Annotated in this window: 16 protein-coding genes and 1 pseudogene; 11 read left to right on the top strand and 6 right to left on the bottom strand. The window is 71.4% G+C overall.

What is annotated here, in order from left to right:
* Positions 1-67 precede the first annotated feature (67 nt).
* Positions 68-688 carry a TetR/AcrR family transcriptional regulator gene (locus tag ACIBK0_RS15495; protein WP_399079738.1) on the bottom strand — a complete coding sequence of 207 codons (621 nt, stop codon included), beginning with the start codon at positions 686-688 and terminating at the stop codon, positions 68-70.
* A gap of 203 nt (positions 689-891) precedes the next feature.
* Between ACIBK0_RS15495 and ACIBK0_RS15490 the strand changes: the two genes are divergently transcribed.
* Complete coding sequence (locus ACIBK0_RS15490; protein ID WP_399079736.1) at positions 892-2445, top strand: APC family permease; 1554 nt, start codon at positions 892-894, stop codon at positions 2443-2445.
* A gap of 19 nt (positions 2446-2464) precedes the next feature.
* On the opposite strand, the gene ACIBK0_RS15485 is transcribed toward ACIBK0_RS15490, so the two are convergent.
* The 5 genes from ACIBK0_RS15485 to ACIBK0_RS15465 form a co-directional block, all read right to left on the bottom strand.
* A complete protein-coding gene (locus tag ACIBK0_RS15485) occupies positions 2465-2884 on the bottom strand; it encodes a hypothetical protein (RefSeq protein WP_399079734.1) in 420 nt (139 codons plus the stop codon).
* Between the two features lie 119 nt (positions 2885-3003).
* Positions 3004-5097, bottom strand: a complete 2094-nt coding sequence (locus ACIBK0_RS15480) for an acetate--CoA ligase family protein (RefSeq protein WP_399079732.1) — start codon at positions 5095-5097, stop codon at positions 3004-3006.
* Complete coding sequence (locus tag ACIBK0_RS15475; protein WP_399079730.1) at positions 5094-6272, bottom strand: Glu/Leu/Phe/Val dehydrogenase dimerization domain-containing protein; 1179 nt, start codon at positions 6270-6272, stop codon at positions 5094-5096. Before ACIBK0_RS15475 ends, ACIBK0_RS15480 begins: the two co-directional genes overlap by 4 nt.
* Positions 6269-7873, bottom strand: coding sequence for a 5-guanidino-2-oxopentanoate decarboxylase (locus ACIBK0_RS15470; protein WP_399079728.1), 1605 nt, complete (start codon positions 7871-7873; stop codon positions 6269-6271). Before ACIBK0_RS15470 ends, ACIBK0_RS15475 begins: the two co-directional genes overlap by 4 nt.
* Positions 7873-9030 (bottom strand): acyl-CoA dehydrogenase family protein, encoded by a 1158-nt coding sequence (locus ACIBK0_RS15465; RefSeq protein ID WP_399079726.1) that lies wholly within the window; start codon positions 9028-9030, stop codon positions 7873-7875. The genes ACIBK0_RS15470 and ACIBK0_RS15465 overlap by 1 nt, the downstream gene beginning before the upstream one ends.
* A gap of 449 nt (positions 9031-9479) precedes the next feature.
* Between ACIBK0_RS15465 and ACIBK0_RS15460 the strand changes: the two genes are divergently transcribed.
* From ACIBK0_RS15460 to ACIBK0_RS15415, 10 genes and pseudogenes are all read left to right on the top strand, one after another.
* The gene (locus ACIBK0_RS15460) at positions 9480-10697 is read left to right on the top strand and encodes an MBL fold metallo-hydrolase (RefSeq protein ID WP_399079724.1); all 1218 of its coding nucleotides are present in this window, start codon (positions 9480-9482) and stop codon (positions 10695-10697) included.
* 347 nt (positions 10698-11044) lie between these two features.
* A complete protein-coding gene (locus ACIBK0_RS15455; RefSeq protein WP_399079722.1) occupies positions 11045-13255 on the top strand; it encodes a sensor histidine kinase in 2211 nt (736 codons plus the stop codon).
* 68 nt (positions 13256-13323) lie between these two features.
* Positions 13324-13758, top strand: a complete 435-nt coding sequence (locus tag ACIBK0_RS15450; protein ID WP_388871471.1) for a roadblock/LC7 domain-containing protein — start codon at positions 13324-13326, stop codon at positions 13756-13758.
* A gap of 2 nt (positions 13759-13760) precedes the next feature.
* On the top strand, positions 13761-14132 hold the full coding sequence (locus ACIBK0_RS15445; protein ID WP_399079720.1) for a DUF742 domain-containing protein: 372 nt from the start codon (positions 13761-13763) through the stop codon (positions 14130-14132).
* Positions 14110-14709 (top strand): GTP-binding protein, encoded by a 600-nt coding sequence (locus ACIBK0_RS15440; RefSeq protein ID WP_399079718.1) that lies wholly within the window; start codon positions 14110-14112, stop codon positions 14707-14709. The genes ACIBK0_RS15445 and ACIBK0_RS15440 overlap by 23 nt, the downstream gene beginning before the upstream one ends.
* On the top strand, positions 14706-15299 hold the full coding sequence (locus ACIBK0_RS15435) for a GAF domain-containing protein (protein WP_399079716.1): 594 nt from the start codon (positions 14706-14708) through the stop codon (positions 15297-15299). Before ACIBK0_RS15440 ends, ACIBK0_RS15435 begins: the two co-directional genes overlap by 4 nt.
* Before the next feature lie 201 nt (positions 15300-15500).
* Positions 15501-15787 (top strand): annotated as a pseudogene (locus tag ACIBK0_RS15430) (gfo/Idh/MocA family oxidoreductase); the annotation flags it as partial.
* Positions 15788-15958: 171 nt separating this feature from the next.
* Positions 15959-16987, top strand: a complete 1029-nt coding sequence (gene tdh / locus ACIBK0_RS15425) for an L-threonine 3-dehydrogenase (RefSeq protein WP_399079714.1) — start codon at positions 15959-15961, stop codon at positions 16985-16987.
* 91 nt (positions 16988-17078) lie between these two features.
* Positions 17079-18272 carry a glycine C-acetyltransferase gene (locus ACIBK0_RS15420; protein ID WP_399079873.1) on the top strand — a complete coding sequence of 398 codons (1194 nt, stop codon included), beginning with the start codon at positions 17079-17081 and terminating at the stop codon, positions 18270-18272.
* A gap of 132 nt (positions 18273-18404) precedes the next feature.
* Complete coding sequence (locus ACIBK0_RS15415; RefSeq protein ID WP_399079711.1) at positions 18405-19310, top strand: LysR family transcriptional regulator; 906 nt, start codon at positions 18405-18407, stop codon at positions 19308-19310.
* Positions 19311-19347 lie beyond the last annotated feature (37 nt).

Raw genomic sequence — 19347 nt, 5'->3', positions numbered from 1 at the left:
GCGCGGGGACGAACGCATCACCCAGGCAGGGGCGAAGCTCGAATCGGTTCCGGTAAAGGCGCCGGGCTCAGCGCACCGCCGCCACCAACGCCTCCCGCTCAAGCCCCAGTTCGCGTGCGAGCGCCTCGTCCACCCACTCGTGGGTCCGCGCCCGCGACACCGCTCCCGCGTACGCCGTCATCTGGACGGCCAAGCCGTCCAGCAGGGCCGTGAGCCGCAGGGCCGCGCCCGTGGGATCCGGGCAGTGGAACTCGCCCGCGGCCACTCCCTCCGCGATCACCTCGGTGATCGCGGCCTTCCACTGCTTGTCGAGATCGCGCGTGACCTCCCGCAGCGCGGGTTCGCGCAGCGCGGCCGCCCAGCCCTCGATCCACAGCCGCCAGCCCTTGGCCTGCCCGGTCGGCGCGTACCACCGCACGGCCGCCCGCAGTCGGCGCAGCGCCGTCGTACGGCGGCCGAGCAGCTTGCGCAGATGGGCCAGGTCGTCCTCGGCCGCGTAGGTGAACGCGGCGGCGACCAGCTTCTCCTTCGTCGAGAAGTGGTACAGCACCAGCGCGTTGCTCACCCCGAGCGTCGAGGCCACGTCGGCGATCCGCACCGCCGCCACACCCCGCGTCTCGATCTGCTCGACGGCGGCCCGCAGCAACTCCTCACGCCGCTCCGCCACGCTCAACCGCACTCTCGCCACGCGGCAACCCTACACAGCGGTTCCGACGCGAGCACGACAGGCGCTCTCGACCCCTTGACACCGCCGCGCGGTGGAGACCAAAGTACGGCCACTACTGACTGCTCGTTCAGTCAGTAGCTGTGAGCTCAGGCGATGCCCGCCCCGTCCGTACGCCCGATGTGTGCCCAGTCCGTACGTCCCCGTACCGTCGCAGGAGTCCGCCCGTGACCCAAGCACCGAGCACCCCGAAGCCCGTGCCCGAGCCCGATGCTCCCGACCTCTCCGAGGGCTGGGGCGAACAGCGTTCCCGGCTGCGCAGGGATCTGCGCCGGCTCGATGTGCTGTTCTTCCTGATCTGCACCCTCGTCGGCCTCGACACGATCGGCTCGGTCGCGGCCCAGGGCCCGCAGGGGCTGACCTGGATGGCGATCCTCGCTCTGGTCTTCTTCCTGCCCTACGGCCTGCTGGTCGCCGAACTCGGCTCCGCCTTCCCGGTCCAGGGCGGCCCGTACGTCTGGACGCGGCTCGCCTTCGGACGGCTGACAGCCGGGGTGAACCAGCTCCTGTACTGGATCTCCAACCCCGTCTGGGTCGGCGGCAGTTTGTGCATCATCGCGCTGACGACCTGGGAGGAGTTCTTCACCCCGCTGCCGGGGGCGTGGAAGTATGCGGCCGGGCTGGCGTTCATCTGGGGCGGGGCGCTCGCGGTCGTCCAGTCGGTGCGGATCGGCAAGTGGGTGCCGATCGCCGGAGCCGTGGCCAGGATCGTGCTGCTCGGCTTCTTCCTCGTCTCCGTCGTCGTGTACGCGGCCCGGCACGGCGTCCACGCGCTGCCGGCCGGCGACTTCACGCCCACGTACGCGGGCTTCGTCGCGCTCGTCCCCGTCCTGATCTTCAACTACGTCGGCTTCGAACTGCCCAGCTCGGCGGCGGAGGAGATGAAGAACCCGCGGCGCGACATACCGCTGTCCATCCTGCGTTCGGGCCTTGCCGCACTCGTGCTCTACGGCGGACCCATCCTCGGCATTCTCTTCGTGCTGCCCGGCGAGCGGATCGGCAGCCTCGGCGGATTCATCGACGCCTGCAAGGCCGTGTTCACCGTCTACGGGGGATCGATCGCCGCGGACGGCACCGTGACGCTCACCGGAGCGGGAGCCGTCTGCGGTGGCATCGCGGCGGCCGGGCTCATCCTCGGTCTGCTCACCTCGGGCGTCACCTGGGCCATGGGCGCCCACCGTGCCCAGGCGGTGGCCTGCGCGGACGGGGCGGGACCGGCCTGGCTCGGGCACATCTCGGAGAAGCACGGCACCCCGGTCAGGGTGAACCTGCTCTCCGCCGTCCTCGCCTCCCTGCTCTTCGTGGTCGCCCTCAACCTCACCGGCGGCGACGGCGAGAAGTACTTCGCGGCGGGCCTCGGCCTGACCATCTGCACCACCTTCATCTCGTACGTCATCACCTTCCCGAGCCTCGCGGTGCTGCGCCGCAAGTACCCCTCCGTCCCCCGGCCCTACTCCGTGCCGGGCGGTCGCTTCGGCGTGCGGCTCGTGAGTGCGCTGGCCACCGCGTTCGTCGCCTTCACCGTGGTCGTGCTGATCTGGCCCGGCTTCGGCGTCGGCTGGTTCGGCACGGCGGGCAGCGCCGCGGACTCGCTGCCGCAGTCCTTCGCCGGACAGCGGCTGCAGTACACGCTCAGCCAAGTGCTGCCGTTGGCGCTGTTCGTGGGCATCGGGCTCGCCTTCTACGCGGCGGGCCGGCGAACCCGCCGCGACAAGGGCTGACCGAGGCTGTGCGCCGAGGTCAGTCGACGAACTGGTAGTCGGCCTTGATGCGACCGTCCTCGTCGAGGACGAGGAACTCCAGGCCGCCGCCCGTCACCTGTCCTTCCCCGGTGTGGAAGGACTCCCAGCGGAACGTGATCACGTCACGCAGCCGGCGGGCGGCCTCCTGGATCCTGAAGACATACGTGCCCGGGGCCACGAACTCGTCGTAGGCGCGCGTCACGCGCGCGTGCAGCGCGTCGTGGCCGCGGGCCTCCAGGACGGCGGTGGGGAACCCGAGGCCCGCCGCCCGCTCGTGCATCTCCTGGGGCGGTCGCAGTACGTGCAGGCCGTCCTGCGCCCACAGGTCCTGGACGGTCTTGCGGCGGATCTCGGGATCGGGCTCGTTCCAGACATCTATGTAGCGCTCGATCAGGTCCTGTGCGTCGACGGCGGGCATGGTGCTCCTCGTGCTGGTCGGTGTGCGAGTGGTGGCGTCAGCTCGGTATGAGGTTTCTGACGTCACCGACTCTGCTGTGACCGGGTCCGTCGCTCAATTCCCGACAGGGAATGGCCGCGCTACGCCGGCACCCCGTGGGCATCCAGGGCCACCGCACCACCAGGGTGCACGAGCAGGGGATTGACCTCCAGCTCGGCGAGTTCGGGGTGCTCGGCGGCGGCTCGGGCCACCGCGCACAGGGCGGTCGCCGCGGCCTCCAGATGGACCGGCGGCGCGCCCCGCCAGCCGGTCAGCAGCGGTGCGTGCCGCAGCTCCGCTAGCAGGGCACGCGCGCGTGCCTCGGTCAAGGGCGCCAGGGCCAGTGCCGTGTCGGCCAGCAGCTCCGCGGTGACCCCGCCGAGTCCCACCATCGCGACGGGGCCGAAGGCCGGGTCCCGGCGTACGCCGACGATCAGCTCATGGGCGTACGGAGGCGTCGCCATGGCCTCCACGGCGAAGCGCTCCGCGCCGGTGGCCGCCCGCATCCGCCGGAAAGCGGCGCGCAGGGCGTCCGCGTCGGCGAGGCCGAGGGCCACCCCGCCCGCCTCTGTCTTGTGGGCCATGCCCATCGCCTTGAGGACCAGCGGGTATCCGACGAGGTGTGCGGCGTCCACGGCCTCGTCGGCCGTCGTGACGAACCGGGCGGCGGGGAAGGTGAGTCCGTAGGCGGAGAGGAGATCGCGGACGGTCTCGTACGAGCCGTCGGGTATGGGGGAAGAGGATTTCCTCGCCGGCGCCGGGTCCAGCGAGGGGCGCGTGAGGCGCGCGATGCCGGACAGTGCCGTCGCCGCCTGCTCGATGCGCTCGTAGACGGGGATGCCGCGGCGGCGCAGTACGGCGAGAGCGGGCGTGTCGCGGGCCATGGTGTGCACGACCAGGGCGCGACACGACTCGGCTGCGGCGTCCGCGAGCTCGTCCGCGACCTGGCACTCACGCGCGGACTGGGCCGGGTTGGCGCTCGCGTAGTCGCCGAAGTACCCGGTCAGTACGACGGCGTCGGCCTCCCCTCCCATCAGCAGAGCGCGGGCCACGCGCGCGTAGCTGCCGAGATCGGCCTCGCCCGCGCCCGCGAGGTCGACCGGGTTGCGGCATCCGGCTCCGGGTGGCAGCACCGCCGCGAGCTCCTGCGTCGTCCCCGCGGACAGCTCCGGCACGTCGAGGCCCCGCACGGCGAACGCGTCGGCGGCGAGGGCCCCTTGGCCGCCGCTGTCACCGACGACGGCGACGCGGAACGATCCCGCGTCCCGGCGCGAGCCGGTACCCGACGGCCGCGGTGAACCGGCAGCCGACACCGGACGTGGGGCGGCCGTGGACAACAGACACACCGCCGTGTCCACCAGCTCACCCGCAGACTCCAGCAGCAACGCGCCCGCCTCCCGGCAGACGGCGGAGACCGTGGCGTAGGGACTGACCAGGGCGCCGGTGTGGGAGGCGGCGGCACCCGTGGAGGCGGGGCTGCGGCCGACCGTCAGCAGGAGCACGGGCTTTCCGGCCACGTGGGCCGCGGCGAGGGCGCGGGCGAGGCGGCGGCCGTCGCGGAAGTCCTCGACATACGCGGCGATGACACGCGTCGGCTCATGGGCGACCAGGGACTCCAGGGCGTCGGCCGCGTCGATGTCACGCTGGTTCCCCAGGGAGACGAAGCGCGAAAATCCTTGTCCCGCGCGCGCGAGGAGACGGCCGATCTCCAGGGCGAGGTTCCCGCTCTGCGAGACCAGACCGACGGCACCCACCGGGAACTCGCCCCAGCTGAGCCGGAGCTGCGTGGTCGTGTCGACCAGCCCCATGCAGTTGGGGCCGAGCAGCCGTGCCCCGCCGCCGGTCACCAGCTCGGCGAGCGCGTGCTCGTCGGCCGTACCGCTGCCCGAGGTGATCACCGTGAAACAGCGGGCGCCCGCCGCGAGCCCTTCGGCGACGACAGGACGTACGAACGGGGCAGGCACCGCGACCACCACATGCTCGGGCGCCTCGGGCAGGCCGGTCAGACCTGGGCGGAAGGACACGCCGTCGAGCGCCCCGCCGCGCCGGTTCACCAGATGCACCGCCCGGCGGTCGCGCCCGGAAAGAGCCCCCTTCGCCAGCCAGTAGCCCCACTTCGCGGGGTTGTCGGAGGCGCCGACCACGGCCACCGAGCGTGGGTCGAAGAGGGCGTGCAGCGGCGTTTCGTCCGTCATCCGTACCACCCGAACCGCTCCGCGATCACCGGCAGCCGGTCGTCGACGATGGCATGCGCGGCGGCCCGCGCGGTCGTCCCGTCGGCCTCCGCACGGGCCAGCATCTGGTCGATCAGGGCGCGCATGGAGCGCCGCGTGTATGCGAACGCCTCGTCGGCTTCGGCGCCGATGTCGCCGAAGAGCGTCCACCACCACCAGGCGTTCGTCCCGGAGTTGACCACCACGTCCGGCAGCACGGTGACCCCGCGCGCGGCGAGCAGCTCCTCCGCCTCCGCCAGGACGGGCATGTTGGCCGCCTCGACGATCCAGCGGGCGGTGATCCGCCGCTGGTTCACGGTGTCGATCGCGTACGAGACCGCCGCGGGCACCAGCACCTGCGCGTCGGCGGCCAGCCAGGCGTCGCCGGGGAGTTCACGGTCGTCGGGGCGCAGCACCGAGCGGTCGACCGTCCCGTACGCGTCGCGGGCGGCGAGGAGTGCGTCGACGTCGAGGCCCTCCGGGTTCGCGATCGTGCCCTTGATGTCGGCGACGGCCACGACCTCGAGCCCCGCGCGCGCGAGGAAGCGCGCCGTGGCCCCGCCCATGGTGCCGAGGCCCTGCACGGCGACGCGCGTCCCCGCGTACGCCACCCCGGCCCGGTCCAGGGCGGCGAGCACCGACTCGGCGACTCCGCAGCCGCCGACCAGCTCGTCGAGGCCGATGCCGTCCACCTCGACCGCGAAGGCGTCCGCGAGCCGCCGCCGTGCTGTCGCCTCGTCGTCGAGCAGCGGATACACGGCCTGGATGGACGAGACGAGACCCGCCTCCTCGGCGGCCCGGTCGACCAGATCCTGGGTGAGACCCAGGTCCTCACCCGTGGTCCAGAAGCTCTCGATGTACGGGCGCATGGCGCGCAGATAGCGCACCAGCAGGCCGTACGCCGCCGGATCCTGGGGATCGCAGTCGATACCGCCCTTGGCGCCGCCCAGCGGGATGTAGCGGCCCTCGGGGTTGTAGTGCAGGGCCTCCTTCATGGTCATGCCGCGGGCGAGCCCCGCGACCTCCTCCAGCGTGCAGCCGGGCCGCATCCGCAGACCGCCGCTGGAGACGCCTCGCACCAGGCGGTCGACCACGAGGAAGCCCTGGCGGCCGGTGACATGGTCCGTCCAGGTGAGCGTCATCAGGGGGGCGGTCATGGGGACTCCTCGGGGATGGCGATCAGAGTGGGGCCGGGGGTGCGCAGTGCCTCGGCGAGCGCGGCGGCCAGTTCGTCCGGTCCGCACGCGCGCGTGCCGTGCCCTCCGTAGGCGCGGGCCAGGGCGGGCAGGTCGACCGGCGCGAGATCGACCGCCGTGGGGTTGTCGCCCCGGGCGGCCATCTCGTCGCGGATCTCGCCGTAGCCGCCGTTGTCGAACACCACGACGGGCAGCGGGAGTTGGAGCTGTGCCGCGGTCGCCAGCTCCTGAACCGTGAACTGGAGGCCGCCGTCCCCGCCGAGCGCCACCACCTGACGATCAGGCTGCGCCACTTTGGCGCCGATCGCCGCGGGCAGCGCGTAGCCGAGCGTGCCGAAGCCGGTCGGGTGAAGATAGCGGCCCTCGGGGCCCAGCGGGAGGTGCGGCAGCGCTCCGTAGTAGCAGCACTGGGAGCTGTCCGAGGTGATGACGGCGTCGTCGGTGAGGATGGAACGGATCGCCCGGAGGTATGGGATCCAGCGGGCGTCGCGTTCGGCGGTCTCGGCGTCACGGGCCGCGCGCAGGGCGCTCACTACTCCGACGGCGTCCTTGTCGGCCTCCACGCGCGCGTGCCCCCGTACTCCGGAAAGGAGCGCCTTCAAGGAGATGGCCGCGTCGCCGACGACGGCGATGTCCGCAGGCAGGCCGGCGTACATCTGGTCGGGGTCCAGGTCGACACGGATCAGGGTGCCGTTCAGGGCGGGAGTCGGGGACCACAGATCGGACTCGGCGAGTTCGGTGCCGACGGCGAGTACGGCGTCGCTCTCGGTCAGCCACCTCTGGACGGACGGGCTGTGCAACGAGACCCCGAGCGACAGCGGGTGCGTCTCGGGGACGATCCCCTTGCCATTGGCCGTGGTGACGACGGGAGCGCCCAGCTCTTGCGCGAGAGCGAGGCACGAGGCGGTCGCGCCGCGCGCCCCGCCCCCGAGCACGAGCGCCGGACGGTGCGCGCGGCTGACGACTTCGGACGCCTTCCGCACGGCTTCGGTGCCGGGTGCCGGCGGCCCGGCGTGCGGGGTGACGCGAACGGGACCGGTCTCCTCCACGGCCTCCAGCAGGTCGAGCGGCACCTCGATGTGTACCGGCCGTGGTCGTCGCGTGTGGAACAGAGTGAAGGCCCGGGCGATCGCGGCATCGATCTCCGCGACCGAGGACACCCGGTGACTGAACGCGGCCACGCCGCGCAGCGCCTCGGTCTGGCTGCGCATCTCGTGCAGCAGTCCGGTCGCGAGCCGCGGGTGGCGCAGCGGCATCCCGGGCGAGACGACCAGCAGCGGCACGCTGTCCGAGTACGCCTGCCCGATGGCGGCCGCCGCGTTCAGCAGCGCGGGCCCGGTCGTCGTGATCACGACACCCGGGCGATGCGTCACGCGCGCGTAGCCGTCGGCGGCGTATCCCGCACCCTGCTCGTGGCGGGGCAGAACATGCCGGATGCCGTACGCGGACAGATGACGGTAGATCTCCAGATTGTGGGTGCCGGGGATGCCGAAGACCTGGGTCACGGCGTGTCCGCACAGGGCGCGGACCAGTGCCTCACCACCGGTGACTGCGTCGCCCATCACAGGCTCCGCGAGATGACGAGTCGCATGATGTCCGAGGTGCCCTCTTCGATCTCCTCCAGCTTGGCGTCGCGCATCCACTGCTCGACAGGGAACTCCCGCGAGTAGCCCCAGCCGCCGAGCGTCTGAACGGCCGCCCAGGTGCAGTACGCGGCGGTCTCGGACGCCGTCAGCTTGGCCATCGCCGCCTCGGCCGTCGCGTTCAGACCGGCGTCCAGACGCTTCGCGGCCCGCCAGGTCATCAGCCGGGCCTGCTCCACGCGTGTACGCATGTCGGCCAGGCGGAACGCCACCGCCTGGTGCTCGATGATCGGCTTGCCGAACTGTCGCCGCTCGCGGGCGTAGTCGCGCGCGTACTCGTACGCGGCCCGTGCCACGCCTGTCGCGGCGGCGCCCAGGACCGCGCGCGAGATGTCGAACGTCCGCATCAGCCCGTGGAACCCCTCACCTTCCGCTCCGAGCAGGTGTTCCTCGGGGACGTGCGCGTCATCGAAGAAGATCTCCCGGCAGACGATGGCGCGCTGCCCCATCTTGCGCATCGGCTCTCCGAAGGAGACGCCTTCGGTGTCCTTGCGCAACAGGAACGCGCTGACCCCGCCGGAGCGCCGGGTGGGGTCGGTCTTGGCGAACACGACGTACTGCTCGGCCTCGCCCGCGTTCGAGATCCACGCCTTCTGCCCGTTCAGGCGGTAGCCGCCAGGGGTGCGGTGCGCCGTGGTGACGATCGACGCGGCGTCCGAGCCCGCTCCCGGCTCGGTGGTCGCCAATGACGTCATCGGGGTGTCGGGGCCCGTGAGCGGGGTCAGCCACTCCCGCTTCTGCTCCTCGCTGCCGAGCTCCAGCACCGGGTCGGCGAAGAAGCCGTTCGAGCAGAGCAGGTTGCCGATGCCGAGGTCGCCCACGCACAGCTCCTCCTGCACCAGGACCTGGGTGAAGACATCGGTGAAGCCGCCCCCGCCGAACTCCTCGGGCAGCATGAAGCCGGTGATCCCCACCTTGGCGGCCTTGCGCCACAGGTCCCACGGCGTCTCGACATCCGCCTCGTCGACGGCCCGCGCGCGTGGACGGATTTCCTCCCGCGCGAACGCACGCGTCAGCTCCACGATGTCGTGCTGTTCCGCGCTGAGCGGGACCAGCTCGTTGGGGAGGTCGGACATGGTGCCTCCAGATGCGGACGGAGCGGCGTGGCCGACGGGGCCACCGGGCAGTTACTGAATCATCAGTCAGTATCTGAAGCGGTTCGGTTCTCTGTCAACGTACTGAACGGATCATCAGTAGCAGGCCTCGGTCGCCCGCCCGGCCGACGCGACGGACGCACTCCACTGGCGGTGGGGGAGGCGGTGGAGGACGCGGACGCACCGTCGGCGAGCACCCTCACGCCGTTCGTTCGTGCCCCACTGCACGCCCCGTCGTTCATGCACCGCTCCACGCGCGTTCTTCTTCCGCTTCGCGAATCACTGCGCGAAGCGGAAGAAGAACGCGCGCCGCGGAGTTGGACGAGTAAAGACCATGGAGTCGCGGACATCGGGCTGTGACAGGGCCGACCCGGCGCTGTCGGAGGCGGCGACCATAATGGAAAACCTGACTGACTCCACATGGAGGTACCGTGACCGGATTCCGTACCCTGAGCTCCGGGCTCCGCTCGCTGCGGCCCGCCGCCTTCGGCGCGGATCCCGGTGGTGAGCGCCTGGAGCGCATCCGCAGATCGCCGAACTTCGCGGACGGCGTCTTCAAGAATCCGGAGAGTGCCCGGATCCGCCCCGACGGCTCCATGGTCGAGTTCGCGAAGGTCTACTTCCGCAGGGAGGAGCGCGCCCACCGCGCCCCCACCGGCACGGTGCCCGTGCATGCGACGACGCTCGCCGACCTGGCCAGGCCCGCGGCGAGCGGGCTGCGGCTCACCTGGATGGGACACTCCAGCGTTCTCGCGGAGATCGACGGGCACCGGGTGCTCTTCGACCCGGTCTGGGGCGAGCGCTGCTCCCCGTTCGACTTTGCCGGGCCCAAGCGGCTGCACCCGGTGCCCCTGCCGCTGGCCGAGCTCGGCCCGGTGGACGTCGTCGTCATCTCGCACGACCACTACGACCACCTCGACCTGCCCACCATCAAGGCGCTGGCCGACACGGACACGGTGTTCGCGGTGCCGCTGGGCGTCGGCGCCCACCTGGAGCACTGGGGTGTCTCGGCCGACCGGCTGCGCGAGCTGGACTGGAACGAGTCGACGAAGATCGGCGGAATCTCCCTGACCGCCACCCCGGCGCGGCACTTCTGCGGCCGCGGTCTGCGCAACGCGCAGCACACGCTCTGGGCCTCCTGGGTCGTCGCGGGCGACGAGCACAGGATCTACCACAGCGGTGACACCGGCTATTTCGACGGATTCAAGGACATCGGCGCCGAGCACGGCCCGTTCGACGCCACGATGATCCAGATCGGCGCGTACAGCGAGTTCTGGCCCGACATCCACATGACGCCCGAGGAGGGCATGAGCGCCCACCTGGACCTCCAGGGCGGGCAGCCCTCCGGGGTGATGCTGCCGATCCACTGGGCCACGTTCAACCTGGCGACCCACCCCTGGGCGGAGCCCGGCGAGGGGACGCTGGCCGCCGGGCACGCGGCCGGTGCCCCCGTTGCGCTGCCCCGCCCCGGCGAGCCCTTCGAGCCCACGGCCGAGACTGTCCCGTCCGAGCCCTGGTGGCGGGGCGTGGCCCTCCCGCCGGCGGGAGGGTGGCCCACCCTCGAGAAGACCGTCGCCGACACACCGGGTGACATCGCCGACGGCTCGACGGAGGACACCGGAGAGCCGGAGACGGTGCCCGCGGGCTGATTTTCCGATCGACGGCGAGGGCCGGGGAGCGCACCGCTCCCCGGCCCTCGTTGTTTGTTTGCGACCGCTTCTGACCAGCTTCGATCGAGTCGATGTTCCGTTGGAACGCCTGCCCGATGGAGTTATCGGTCTGTCGTACGAGGCCTCATACCAGAGCGGGACGCCGGCCGTAGGACTTTGTCAACTGCCCACCGCACATGATGGGTTGGCGACTACTGTCAGTTGCCGTCGGGCGACGCAGGGCCGAATTTTTCGGCTCTCTCGACCGGCACCGCGATGGCGCACGCCCGAGTCGCGCCGACCCGCAGGAGCCCCCGCGCTTCCGACGCCACAGTACGAGGACACCGATGTCTCACCTTCGCGCACCGGCCGCACGCGCAGACCGCCGTGAGGGCGGGCGGCACGGGCGACCGGTCGCCCGCACCGCCCCCTCGCTGCCCGAGACCCATCTGCGGCCCCAGCTGCTGCGCCTGGCGGTCCTGCCGCCGATCGCGGTGGCTCTCAGCGCGTGCGCGGCCGTACTGTTCACCGTCCGCTCAACCGGTGCCCGGCCCGGCCCCATCCTGTGGGCCGTACTCGCAGGCGCCGTGGGCGTGGCCCTGGTCGGCATCCTGATCGCCGCCGTGGCCGCCGACCGTGCCGCCAAGTCCGTACGGGAGCGCCTGGGCGCCCTGCGGCGCACCAGTGCGCGGACGGAGGCCGACCTGCGCGCCCTCGTCGAAGGGCTGCGCCGGGGCGAGAACCCGCCCACGCGCAAGGCACGTCACCAACCCCCTGCGGACGCTGACGACTTCGAGCTGCTCGCCGCCGACCTCTCCCGCGCCCACGACGGTGCCGTCGCGGCCGTCGTGCAGGCCGCGCAGCTCTCCAGCCAGGCGGGCAGCGAACAGAAGCTCGAGGTCTTCGTCAATCTGGCCCGGCGACTGCAGTCCCTCGTGCACCGCGAGATCTCGATCCTCGACGAGCTGGAGAACGAGATCGAGGACCCGGACCTGCTCAAGGGCCTCTTCCACGTCGACCACCTCGCCACCCGCATCCGCCGCCATGCCGAGAACCTCGCTGTCCTCGGCGGCGCCGTCTCGCGCCGCCAGTGGAGCAACCCCGTCTCCATGACGGAGGTGCTGCGGTCCGCGATCGCCGAGGTCGAGCAGTACTCGAGGGTGAAGCTGGTGCCCCCGATCGACGGCACCCTGCGCGGGCACGCGGTCGCCGACGTCATCCACCTGCTGGCCGAACTCGTCGAGAACGCCACGGTGTTCTCGGCCCCGCACACCCAAGTGCTGCTGCGCGCCAATCTTGTCACCTCCGGGCTCGCCGTCGAGGTGGAGGACCGGGGCCTCGGCATGCCCCTGGGCGAGCAGAACAAGATGAACGCCCTGCTCACCGACCCCGACCAGGTCAATGTCGCCAGCCTCCTGCAGGACGGGCGCATCGGCCTGTTCGTGGTCTCGCAGCTCGCCCGGCGGCACGGCATCCACGTCCGGCTGCAGACCAACATCTACGGTGGCGTCCAGGCCGTACTCGTTGTGCCGCAGGGGCTGTTGGGCATGATGCCGGGCGCTCTCGGGGACGTAGCCCAGGGGCAGCCGCAGGAGACGCCCGGGGGGCGCCGCACACCCGCGAGACCGCAGGCCACGCAGGCGGCTACGGCGCCCGCATCGCCCGGCGGCCGGGCGATGCCCTCCGTGCCACGTCAGACCCAGCGCGAGCAGGCACCCCCGCGTGCGGTGCCGGGCGCGTCGGTCGCGGGCGGTGGCGGTCCCGCGCCACTGCCCGTGCGCGGTACCCACGGGCAGCGGCCCAACCCGGCGGAGGCGGTGCCCGGCATCCGCCCCGAAGACCGGCACATCGCCAGGGAGAACGCGGCAGTGCCGCCCACGCCGCGCGGCGGCGCCGTCCGCGGCACCATGGGCAAGCCCCAACTGCCCAGGCGGCGCGCCCAGGAGCACATCGCACCCCAACTGCGCGACGGCCCGGCGCCCCGCCAGGACACGGAGTACGTCGTCGGCCACGACCCGGGTCTCATGGCGGCGTTCCAGCGCGGCATCGGCCTTGCGGAGGCGGTCCACGCGGAAACGGAACGTACGCAGGCGTCACCCGTGCAGACGTCGTCGCCGAGGGACCGGGCGCACCTGGACCTGGTGCGCACGGAGGAGCTGCCGCCCCTGGAAGTGGTCAGGGCGGAGGGGCCGCCTGTGGGCGCCGCCCATGCCGACGGTGCGCACATGGACAACACGCACATGGAGCGACCGCACATGGACAACGCCCACATGGAGCGACGGCATATGGAGCGACGGCACATGGGGCGACCGCACCTGGACGTCCTGCGCATGGACGGCGTGGCCCAGGCCGACGGGCCGTCGTCCGCCGGAGCCACCTCCGGCGGCGTGGACCCCATGGACGTACCGCCGACAGACGCTGCGGCCACGGCGCACATAGCCGAAGCGCACACGGCGCACGCGACGGCGCCGCACGAGGCGCAGGGGACGCGGGACACCGCGCCCGCGCCCGGACACGACCTCACTGCCCGGCACGACGGGAGCACACCGGCCGGATGACCACCCCCCTCACCACCCCCACCCCCTCCGCTCCCGCAGACCTTCGTACCTCAAGGAGTCGATCCACCATGGCGAGCGATGCGCCGACCGGCCATGTATCCGATCTCGACTGGCTGATGAGCGGACTCGTACAGCGCGTGCCGCACACCACAAGCGCGGTACTCCTGTCCTGCGACGGGCTCGTGAAGTCGGTTCACGGTCTCGACCCGGACAGCGCCGACCACATGGCGGCGCTGGCCTCCGGCCTCTACTCCCTCGGTCGCAGCGCGGGCGTCCGCTTCGGGGACGGCGGCGACGTACGGCAGGTCGTCGTCGAACTCGACTCGACGCTGTTGTTCGTGTCCACTGCGGGCTCCGGTACCTGCCTTGCCGTGCTCGCCGGACGCGAGGCCGACGCGGCGGTCCTCGGCTACGAGATGGCCATGCTCGTCAAGAGCGTCCGGCCGTACCTGATGACCGCGCCCCGGCAGCCCGCCGTCGAACCCTCGGCGATGAGGCCTTGAGCGTGGCCGCGGCCGGCGACGGGCCTTGGCTCGACGACGCTGCCGGGCGCCTGGTACGCCCCTACACGGTCAGCAACGGCCGGACCCGGCCCACGACCGCGCTCGACCTCCTGTCGCAGGTCATGGCCACCGGAGCCAGGCCCCTCGGCTACCTCGGCCCCGAGCACACCCAGGCACTCGAACTGTGCCGGGCACCCGTCTCGGTCGCGGAGATCGCCGCCCATCTGAAGCTGCCCGCGGCGGTCACCAAGGTGCTGCTCTCCGACCTCGTCGACTGCGGGGCGCTCACCACCAAGCCACCGTCCTTCCACCACAACCCCGCTGACCGGTCTCTGCTGGAGGCAGTGCTCGATGGACTACGACGACAGCTCTGACCCCTTCCCCACCGCGCTGAAGATCCTGGTGGCGGGAGGGTTCGGGGTCGGCAAGACAACCCTCGTCGGCGCGGTGAGCGAGATCGCGCCGCTCAGCACGGAGGAGCTGCTCACCACGGTCAGCGCCGCGACCGACAGTCTCGACGGCATCGAGAACAAGGTCGAAACCACTGTGGCCATGGACTTCGGCCGCATCACGCTCGATCCGGAACACGTGCTCTATCTGTTCGGTACGCCCGGCCAGGAGCGCTTCTGGTTCATGTGGGACGAGCTCTCCGAGGGTGCGTTGGGCGCGGTGATCCTCGCCGACACCCGCCGCCTGGAGGACTGCTTCGCAGCCGTCGACTTCTTCGAGCAGCGGGGCCTCGGATTCATCGTCGCGGTCAACGAGTTCGACGGTTCGTACCGCTACGACCCGGAGGAGGTACGGGCGGCCATCGACCTCGATCCCGAGATCCCCGTCGTGCGCTGCGACGCCCGGATCTCCAGCTCGGGCGTGCAGACCCTGCTCACCCTGGTCCGCCATCTCATCGCTCACGCGCCCGCGCACAGCCCAAGTCGCGGAGCCCGTACATGAGTTACGATCCGCCGCGTCCGGCCGGTCGTCTGCTGCTGACCCCTGAGGACAAAGACGCGCCGGCCCGGGTGCGGCGGTTGCACCGACTGGGGCTGGGGGAGCACGCGGAACCGGCCTTCGACGCCTTCGCGGACCGGCTCGCCGAGGTCGCCGCGGTGCCGTACTCGATGGTCAACTTCATCGACGAGAACCGGCAGTTCTTCGCGGGCCTGCACACCCCGGAGGGAGGCGGCCCGGGCGTCCTGCCGCCCGGGGCCGACACCGGGGACAGCACCGTCCCCGAAGTGGGCCGCTACATGGCACGCGACTACGGCTTCTGCCCTCATGTGGTGGTCCGGCGCAGGGCGCTGGTCCTTGAGGACGTCTGCGACTACCCGCGCTTCGCCGGGAACCCGGTCGTCGACGAGATCGGCATCCGTTCCTACCTCGGGGCCCCGCTGATCGACCGTACGGGCATCGCCCTCGGCACGGTCTGTGTCGTGGACGTCCAGCCGCGCCCATGGGGAAAGGCGGGCCTGGAGACCATCAAGTCGCTGGCGGCGGAGCTGGTCGAGCAGATCGAACTGCGGGAGGGAGGCGGGGGGTTCTGAGGATGTGCCGGGCAGTCGGCGTCCCACCTTGGTGAGTGTGATGTGCGCCCATGGGATGTAGGCAAAGCATGTCTCCGTAGTCGTACTCCGACGTCCACCGGAGGTTGACCCAGGCCCTGCGGAGGAAGGCTGCGCCCGAACCTCCTCGACACCGTATGGAGATACCTATGGGTGGCGCCCCATAGAGAGTCGCCCACGGAGTGGAGGCGCCGCCGCTCCGGGCAGCGGGACCGGGCTGACGGCGAGTACCCGGTGCCGGAGGCCGACGAGGACGCCGAGCACGGGGGCGCCGACCCGCTGCTGATCGACGAGTTCCTGCGGTTGGTACGGGAGGCGGGCGCACCGACACCTCCCCGGTCGCCGCGCGCATGGCGGTGGCCGCCGGATTCCGGGCCACCGAGTCGCTGCGGGACGGCGGCACTCCGCGCGACGTGCCGCCGCTCGCCCCGGATCTGGTGGCCTACTTCGAGCGGGGTCAGACACCCTGAGTGCGCAGGCACCGGAGCAGGCGTGAAGGAAAGCTGCGGCCGCGCTTAAGAAAACCTCGATGGACCGGGAGCACCGCCGTACGGCAGATTCCTACGGGAATTCACCACTCTCCCCGGTACGGGCTCCTTCGGCGTGCCCTGCCCCGGGACCTCACCCACAGGAGCCGTCGCGTGAAGGCGCTGGTCAAGGAGAAGGCGGAGCCCGGGCTCTGGCTCACGGACGTCCCGGAGCCGCAGACCGGCCCCGGCGACGTACTGATCAAGGTCCTCAGGACCGGGATCTGCGGCACCGACCTGCACATCCGCAACTGGGACGGCTGGGCGCAGCAGGCCATCGACACGCCGCTCGTGCTCGGGCACGAGTTCGTCGGCGAGGTCGTCGAGACCGGCCGCGACGTCGCCGACATCAAGGTCGGCGACCGCGTCAGCGGCGAAGGCCACCTGGTCTGCGGCAAGTGCCGCAACTGTCTGGCCGGGCGCCGCCATCTCTGCCGTGCCACGGTCGGCCTGGGCGTGGGCCGCGACGGCGCGTTCGCCGAGTATGTGGTCCTTCCCGCAGCCAACGTGTGGGTGCACCGGGTCCCCGTCGACCTCGATGTCGCCGCGATCTTCGACCCCTTCGGCAACGCCGTGCACACGGCGCTGTCCTTCCCGCTGGTCGGCGAGGACGTACTCATCACCGGGGCCGGACCGATCGGCCTGATGGCCGCGGCCGTGGCCCGCCACGCGGGCGCCCGCAACGTCGTCATCACCGACATCAGCGAGGAGCGCCTGGAGCTGGCCCGCAAGATCGGCGTGAGTCTCGCCCTCGATGTCGCCGGCGCGACGATCGCCGACGGTCAGCGCGCGCTGGGTCTGCGCGAGGGCTTCGACATTGGCCTGGAGATGTCTGGCCGCCCCGAGGCGATGCGCGACATGATCGCCAACATGACGCACGGCGGCCGGATCGCGATGCTCGGCCTGCCGTCCCAGGAGTTCCCGGTCGACTGGTCCCGGATCGTCACCTCCATGATCACGATCAAGGGCATCTACGGCCGCGAGATGTTCGAGACCTGGTACGCCATGTCGGTTCTCCTCGAAGGTGGTCTCGATCTCGCCCCTGTCATCACCGGCCGGTACGGCTTCCGTGACTATGAGGCGGCCTTCGACGACGCGGCCGCCGGCCGCGGCGGCAAGGTCATCCTCGACTGGACCGCCTGAGACACCCCGGACTGCCCGGGACGCCCTCGACCGCCCGGGCTCCTGGACTGCCCGAGCCCCCGGACTGCTTGAGAATTCTAAGGAACTGATGATGTTCGAATCCGTACGCGACGATCTGCGCACCACCCTCGACGAGATCCGCGCCGCCGGCCTGCACAAGCCCGAGCGCGTCATCGGCACCCCGCAGTCCGCGACCGTGAATGTCACCGCGGGCGGCCGGCCCGGCGAGGTCCTCAACTTCTGTGCGAACAACTACCTCGGCCTCGCCGACCACCCCGAGGTCGTCGCCGCCGCCCACGCGGCACTCGATCGCTGGGGCTACGGCATGGCGTCCGTGCGCTTCATCTGCGGTACGCAGGAGGTGCACAAGGAGCTGGAGGCCCGCCTGTCCGCGTTCCTCGGCCAGGAGGACACGATCCTCTACTCCTCGTGTTTCGACGCCAACGGCGGTGTCTTCGAGACCCTCCTCGGTGCCGAGGACGCGGTCATCTCCGACGCCCTCAACCACGCCTCGATCATCGACGGCATCCGGCTGTCCAAGGCCCGCCGCTTCCGGTACGCCAATCGCGACATGGCCGACCTGGAGGCCCAGCTCAAGGAGGCGTCCGGCGCCCGGCGTCGCCTGATCGTCACCGACGGTGTGTTCTCGATGGACGGCTATGTCGCGCCCCTGAAGGAGATCTGCGACCTCGCCGACCGCTACGACGCGATGGTCATGGTCGACGACTCGCACGCTGTCGGTTTCGTCGGCCCCGGCGGTCGTGGCACCCCCGAACTGCACGGCGTCATGGACCGCGTCGACATCATCACCGGCACCCTCGGCAAGGCGCTCGGCGGCGCGTCCGGCGGTTACGTCGCCGCCCGCGCTGAGATCGTCGCCCTGCTCCGTCAGCGCTCGCGCCCGTATCTCTTCTCGAACACGCTCGCCCCGGTGATCGCGGCGGCCTCCCTGAAGGTCATCGATCTGCTGGAGTCGGCCGACGACCTGCGTGTCCGCCTCGCCGAGAACACCGCGCTCTTCCGCTCCCGGATGACCGCGGAGGGCTTCGACGTCCTTCCCGGCGACCACGCGATCGCCCCCGTCATGATCGGCGACGCGGCCGTTGCCGGGCGCATGGCGGAGCTGCTCCTGGAGCGCGGTGTGTACGTGATCGGCTTCTCGTACCCGGTGGTTCCCCAGGGGCAGGCCCGTATCCGTGTCCAGCTGTCGGCGGGGCACTCGACGGAGGACGTGAACCGGGCGGTGGACGCGTTCGTGGCCGCCCGCGCGGAACTCGAGGGTTGAGGGAGCGGGCGGAACGCGAGGGCTGAGGAGCGCGCGGAACCCGAGGGCTGAGGAGCGGGGGGACACGAGGGCTGAGGGAGCGGGCGGAACGCGAGGGCTTCATGATGCGTGTGACCTGAGAGAATCGGTCGCATGATCGAAGCGCGGCGGCTCCACATCCTCCGTGCGGTGGCCGACCACCGCACGGTGACGGCGGCTGCCGCCGCGCTCTATCTCACGCCGTCGGCCGTCTCCCAGCAGCTGGCCGCTCTGGAGCAGGAGACGGGGCACCGGCTCGTCGAGCGCGGCGCCAAGGGCGTCCGGCTGACGCCCGCCGGCGAGATCCTGCTCGGCCACACCAATGCCGTCCTCGCCCAACTGGAGCGTGCCGAGGCCGAGTTGGCCGCGTACAGCTCGGGCTCCGCGGGCACGGTCACCGTCGCCTCGTTCGCGACCGGCATCGGCCTCGTCGTGGCCCCCGCGCTGGCCCGGCTCGCCTCCACGGCGCCCGGCATCCACATCCGGGTCCAGGATGCCGAGGGTGACGCCAGCCTGCCGATGGTGCTCGACCGACAGGTCGACATCGCGGTCGCGGTCGAATACCGGGGTGCCCCCGACGCGGACGACCCACGCCTCACCCACGTGCCTCTGTACGCCGAGCCCTTCGACGCGGTCGTCCCGGTCGCCCACCGCCTGGCGGATGCCGACGAAGTCCCGCTCGCCGAACTCGCCAAGGACCCGTGGATCGGCCCCTACCCGGGCAACCCCTGTCACGACGTGGTCGTCCTGGCCTGCGAGAACGCCGGATTCCAGCCCCGCCTCGAACACTCCTCGGACGACTTCCGCGCCGTCGTCGCCCTCGCCTCGGCCGACGCGGGCGTGGCCCTGGTACCCCGCTCGGCGCTGCGGGGCATGGACCTCAGCGGGGTTCTCGTGCGTCCGGTCGACGGCGTCGCGCCCACCCGCCGGGTCTTCGCGGCCGTACGCCGCGGCGCGGAGGACCATCCGCTGATCAGGCCGGTGCTTGACGCGTTGGCGGAGGCTGCGACCGTGGATTGAGGAAGTCCTCGTCTCGCATCTGGGATATCATCCCGAA

It is taken from the genome of Streptomyces sp. NPDC050564, assembly GCF_044457265.1.
In the GTDB taxonomy this organism is placed as follows: Bacteria; Actinomycetota; Actinomycetes; order Streptomycetales; family Streptomycetaceae; genus Streptomyces.
The sequence above is the reverse complement of the archived record's forward strand: the minus strand, read 5'-3'. Positions and strand labels throughout refer to the sequence as shown.

Coding starts and splice junctions, on each gene's coding strand:
- ACIBK0_RS15485 (WP_399079734.1), bottom strand. CDS start 2,884: ATGCCCGCCGTCGACGCACAGGACCTGATCGAGCGCTACATAGATGTC.
- ACIBK0_RS15480 (WP_399079732.1), bottom strand. CDS start 5,097: ATGACGGACGAAACGCCGCTGCACGCCCTCTTCGACCCACGCTCGGTG.
- ACIBK0_RS15475 (WP_399079730.1), bottom strand. CDS start 6,272: ATGACCGCCCCCCTGATGACGCTCACCTGGACGGACCATGTCACCGGC.
- ACIBK0_RS15470 (WP_399079728.1), bottom strand. CDS start 7,873: ATGGGCGACGCAGTCACCGGTGGTGAGGCACTGGTCCGCGCCCTGTGC.
- ACIBK0_RS15465 (WP_399079726.1), bottom strand. CDS start 9,030: ATGTCCGACCTCCCCAACGAGCTGGTCCCGCTCAGCGCGGAACAGCAC.
- ACIBK0_RS15455 (WP_399079722.1), top strand. CDS start 11,045: ATGTCTCACCTTCGCGCACCGGCCGCACGCGCAGACCGCCGTGAGGGC.
- ACIBK0_RS15450 (WP_388871471.1), top strand. CDS start 13,324: ATGGCGAGCGATGCGCCGACCGGCCATGTATCCGATCTCGACTGGCTG.
- ACIBK0_RS15440 (WP_399079718.1), top strand. CDS start 14,110: ATGGACTACGACGACAGCTCTGACCCCTTCCCCACCGCGCTGAAGATC.
- ACIBK0_RS15435 (WP_399079716.1), top strand. CDS start 14,706: ATGAGTTACGATCCGCCGCGTCCGGCCGGTCGTCTGCTGCTGACCCCT.
- ACIBK0_RS15420 (WP_399079873.1), top strand. CDS start 17,079: ATGTTCGAATCCGTACGCGACGATCTGCGCACCACCCTCGACGAGATC.
- ACIBK0_RS15415 (WP_399079711.1), top strand. CDS start 18,405: ATGATCGAAGCGCGGCGGCTCCACATCCTCCGTGCGGTGGCCGACCAC.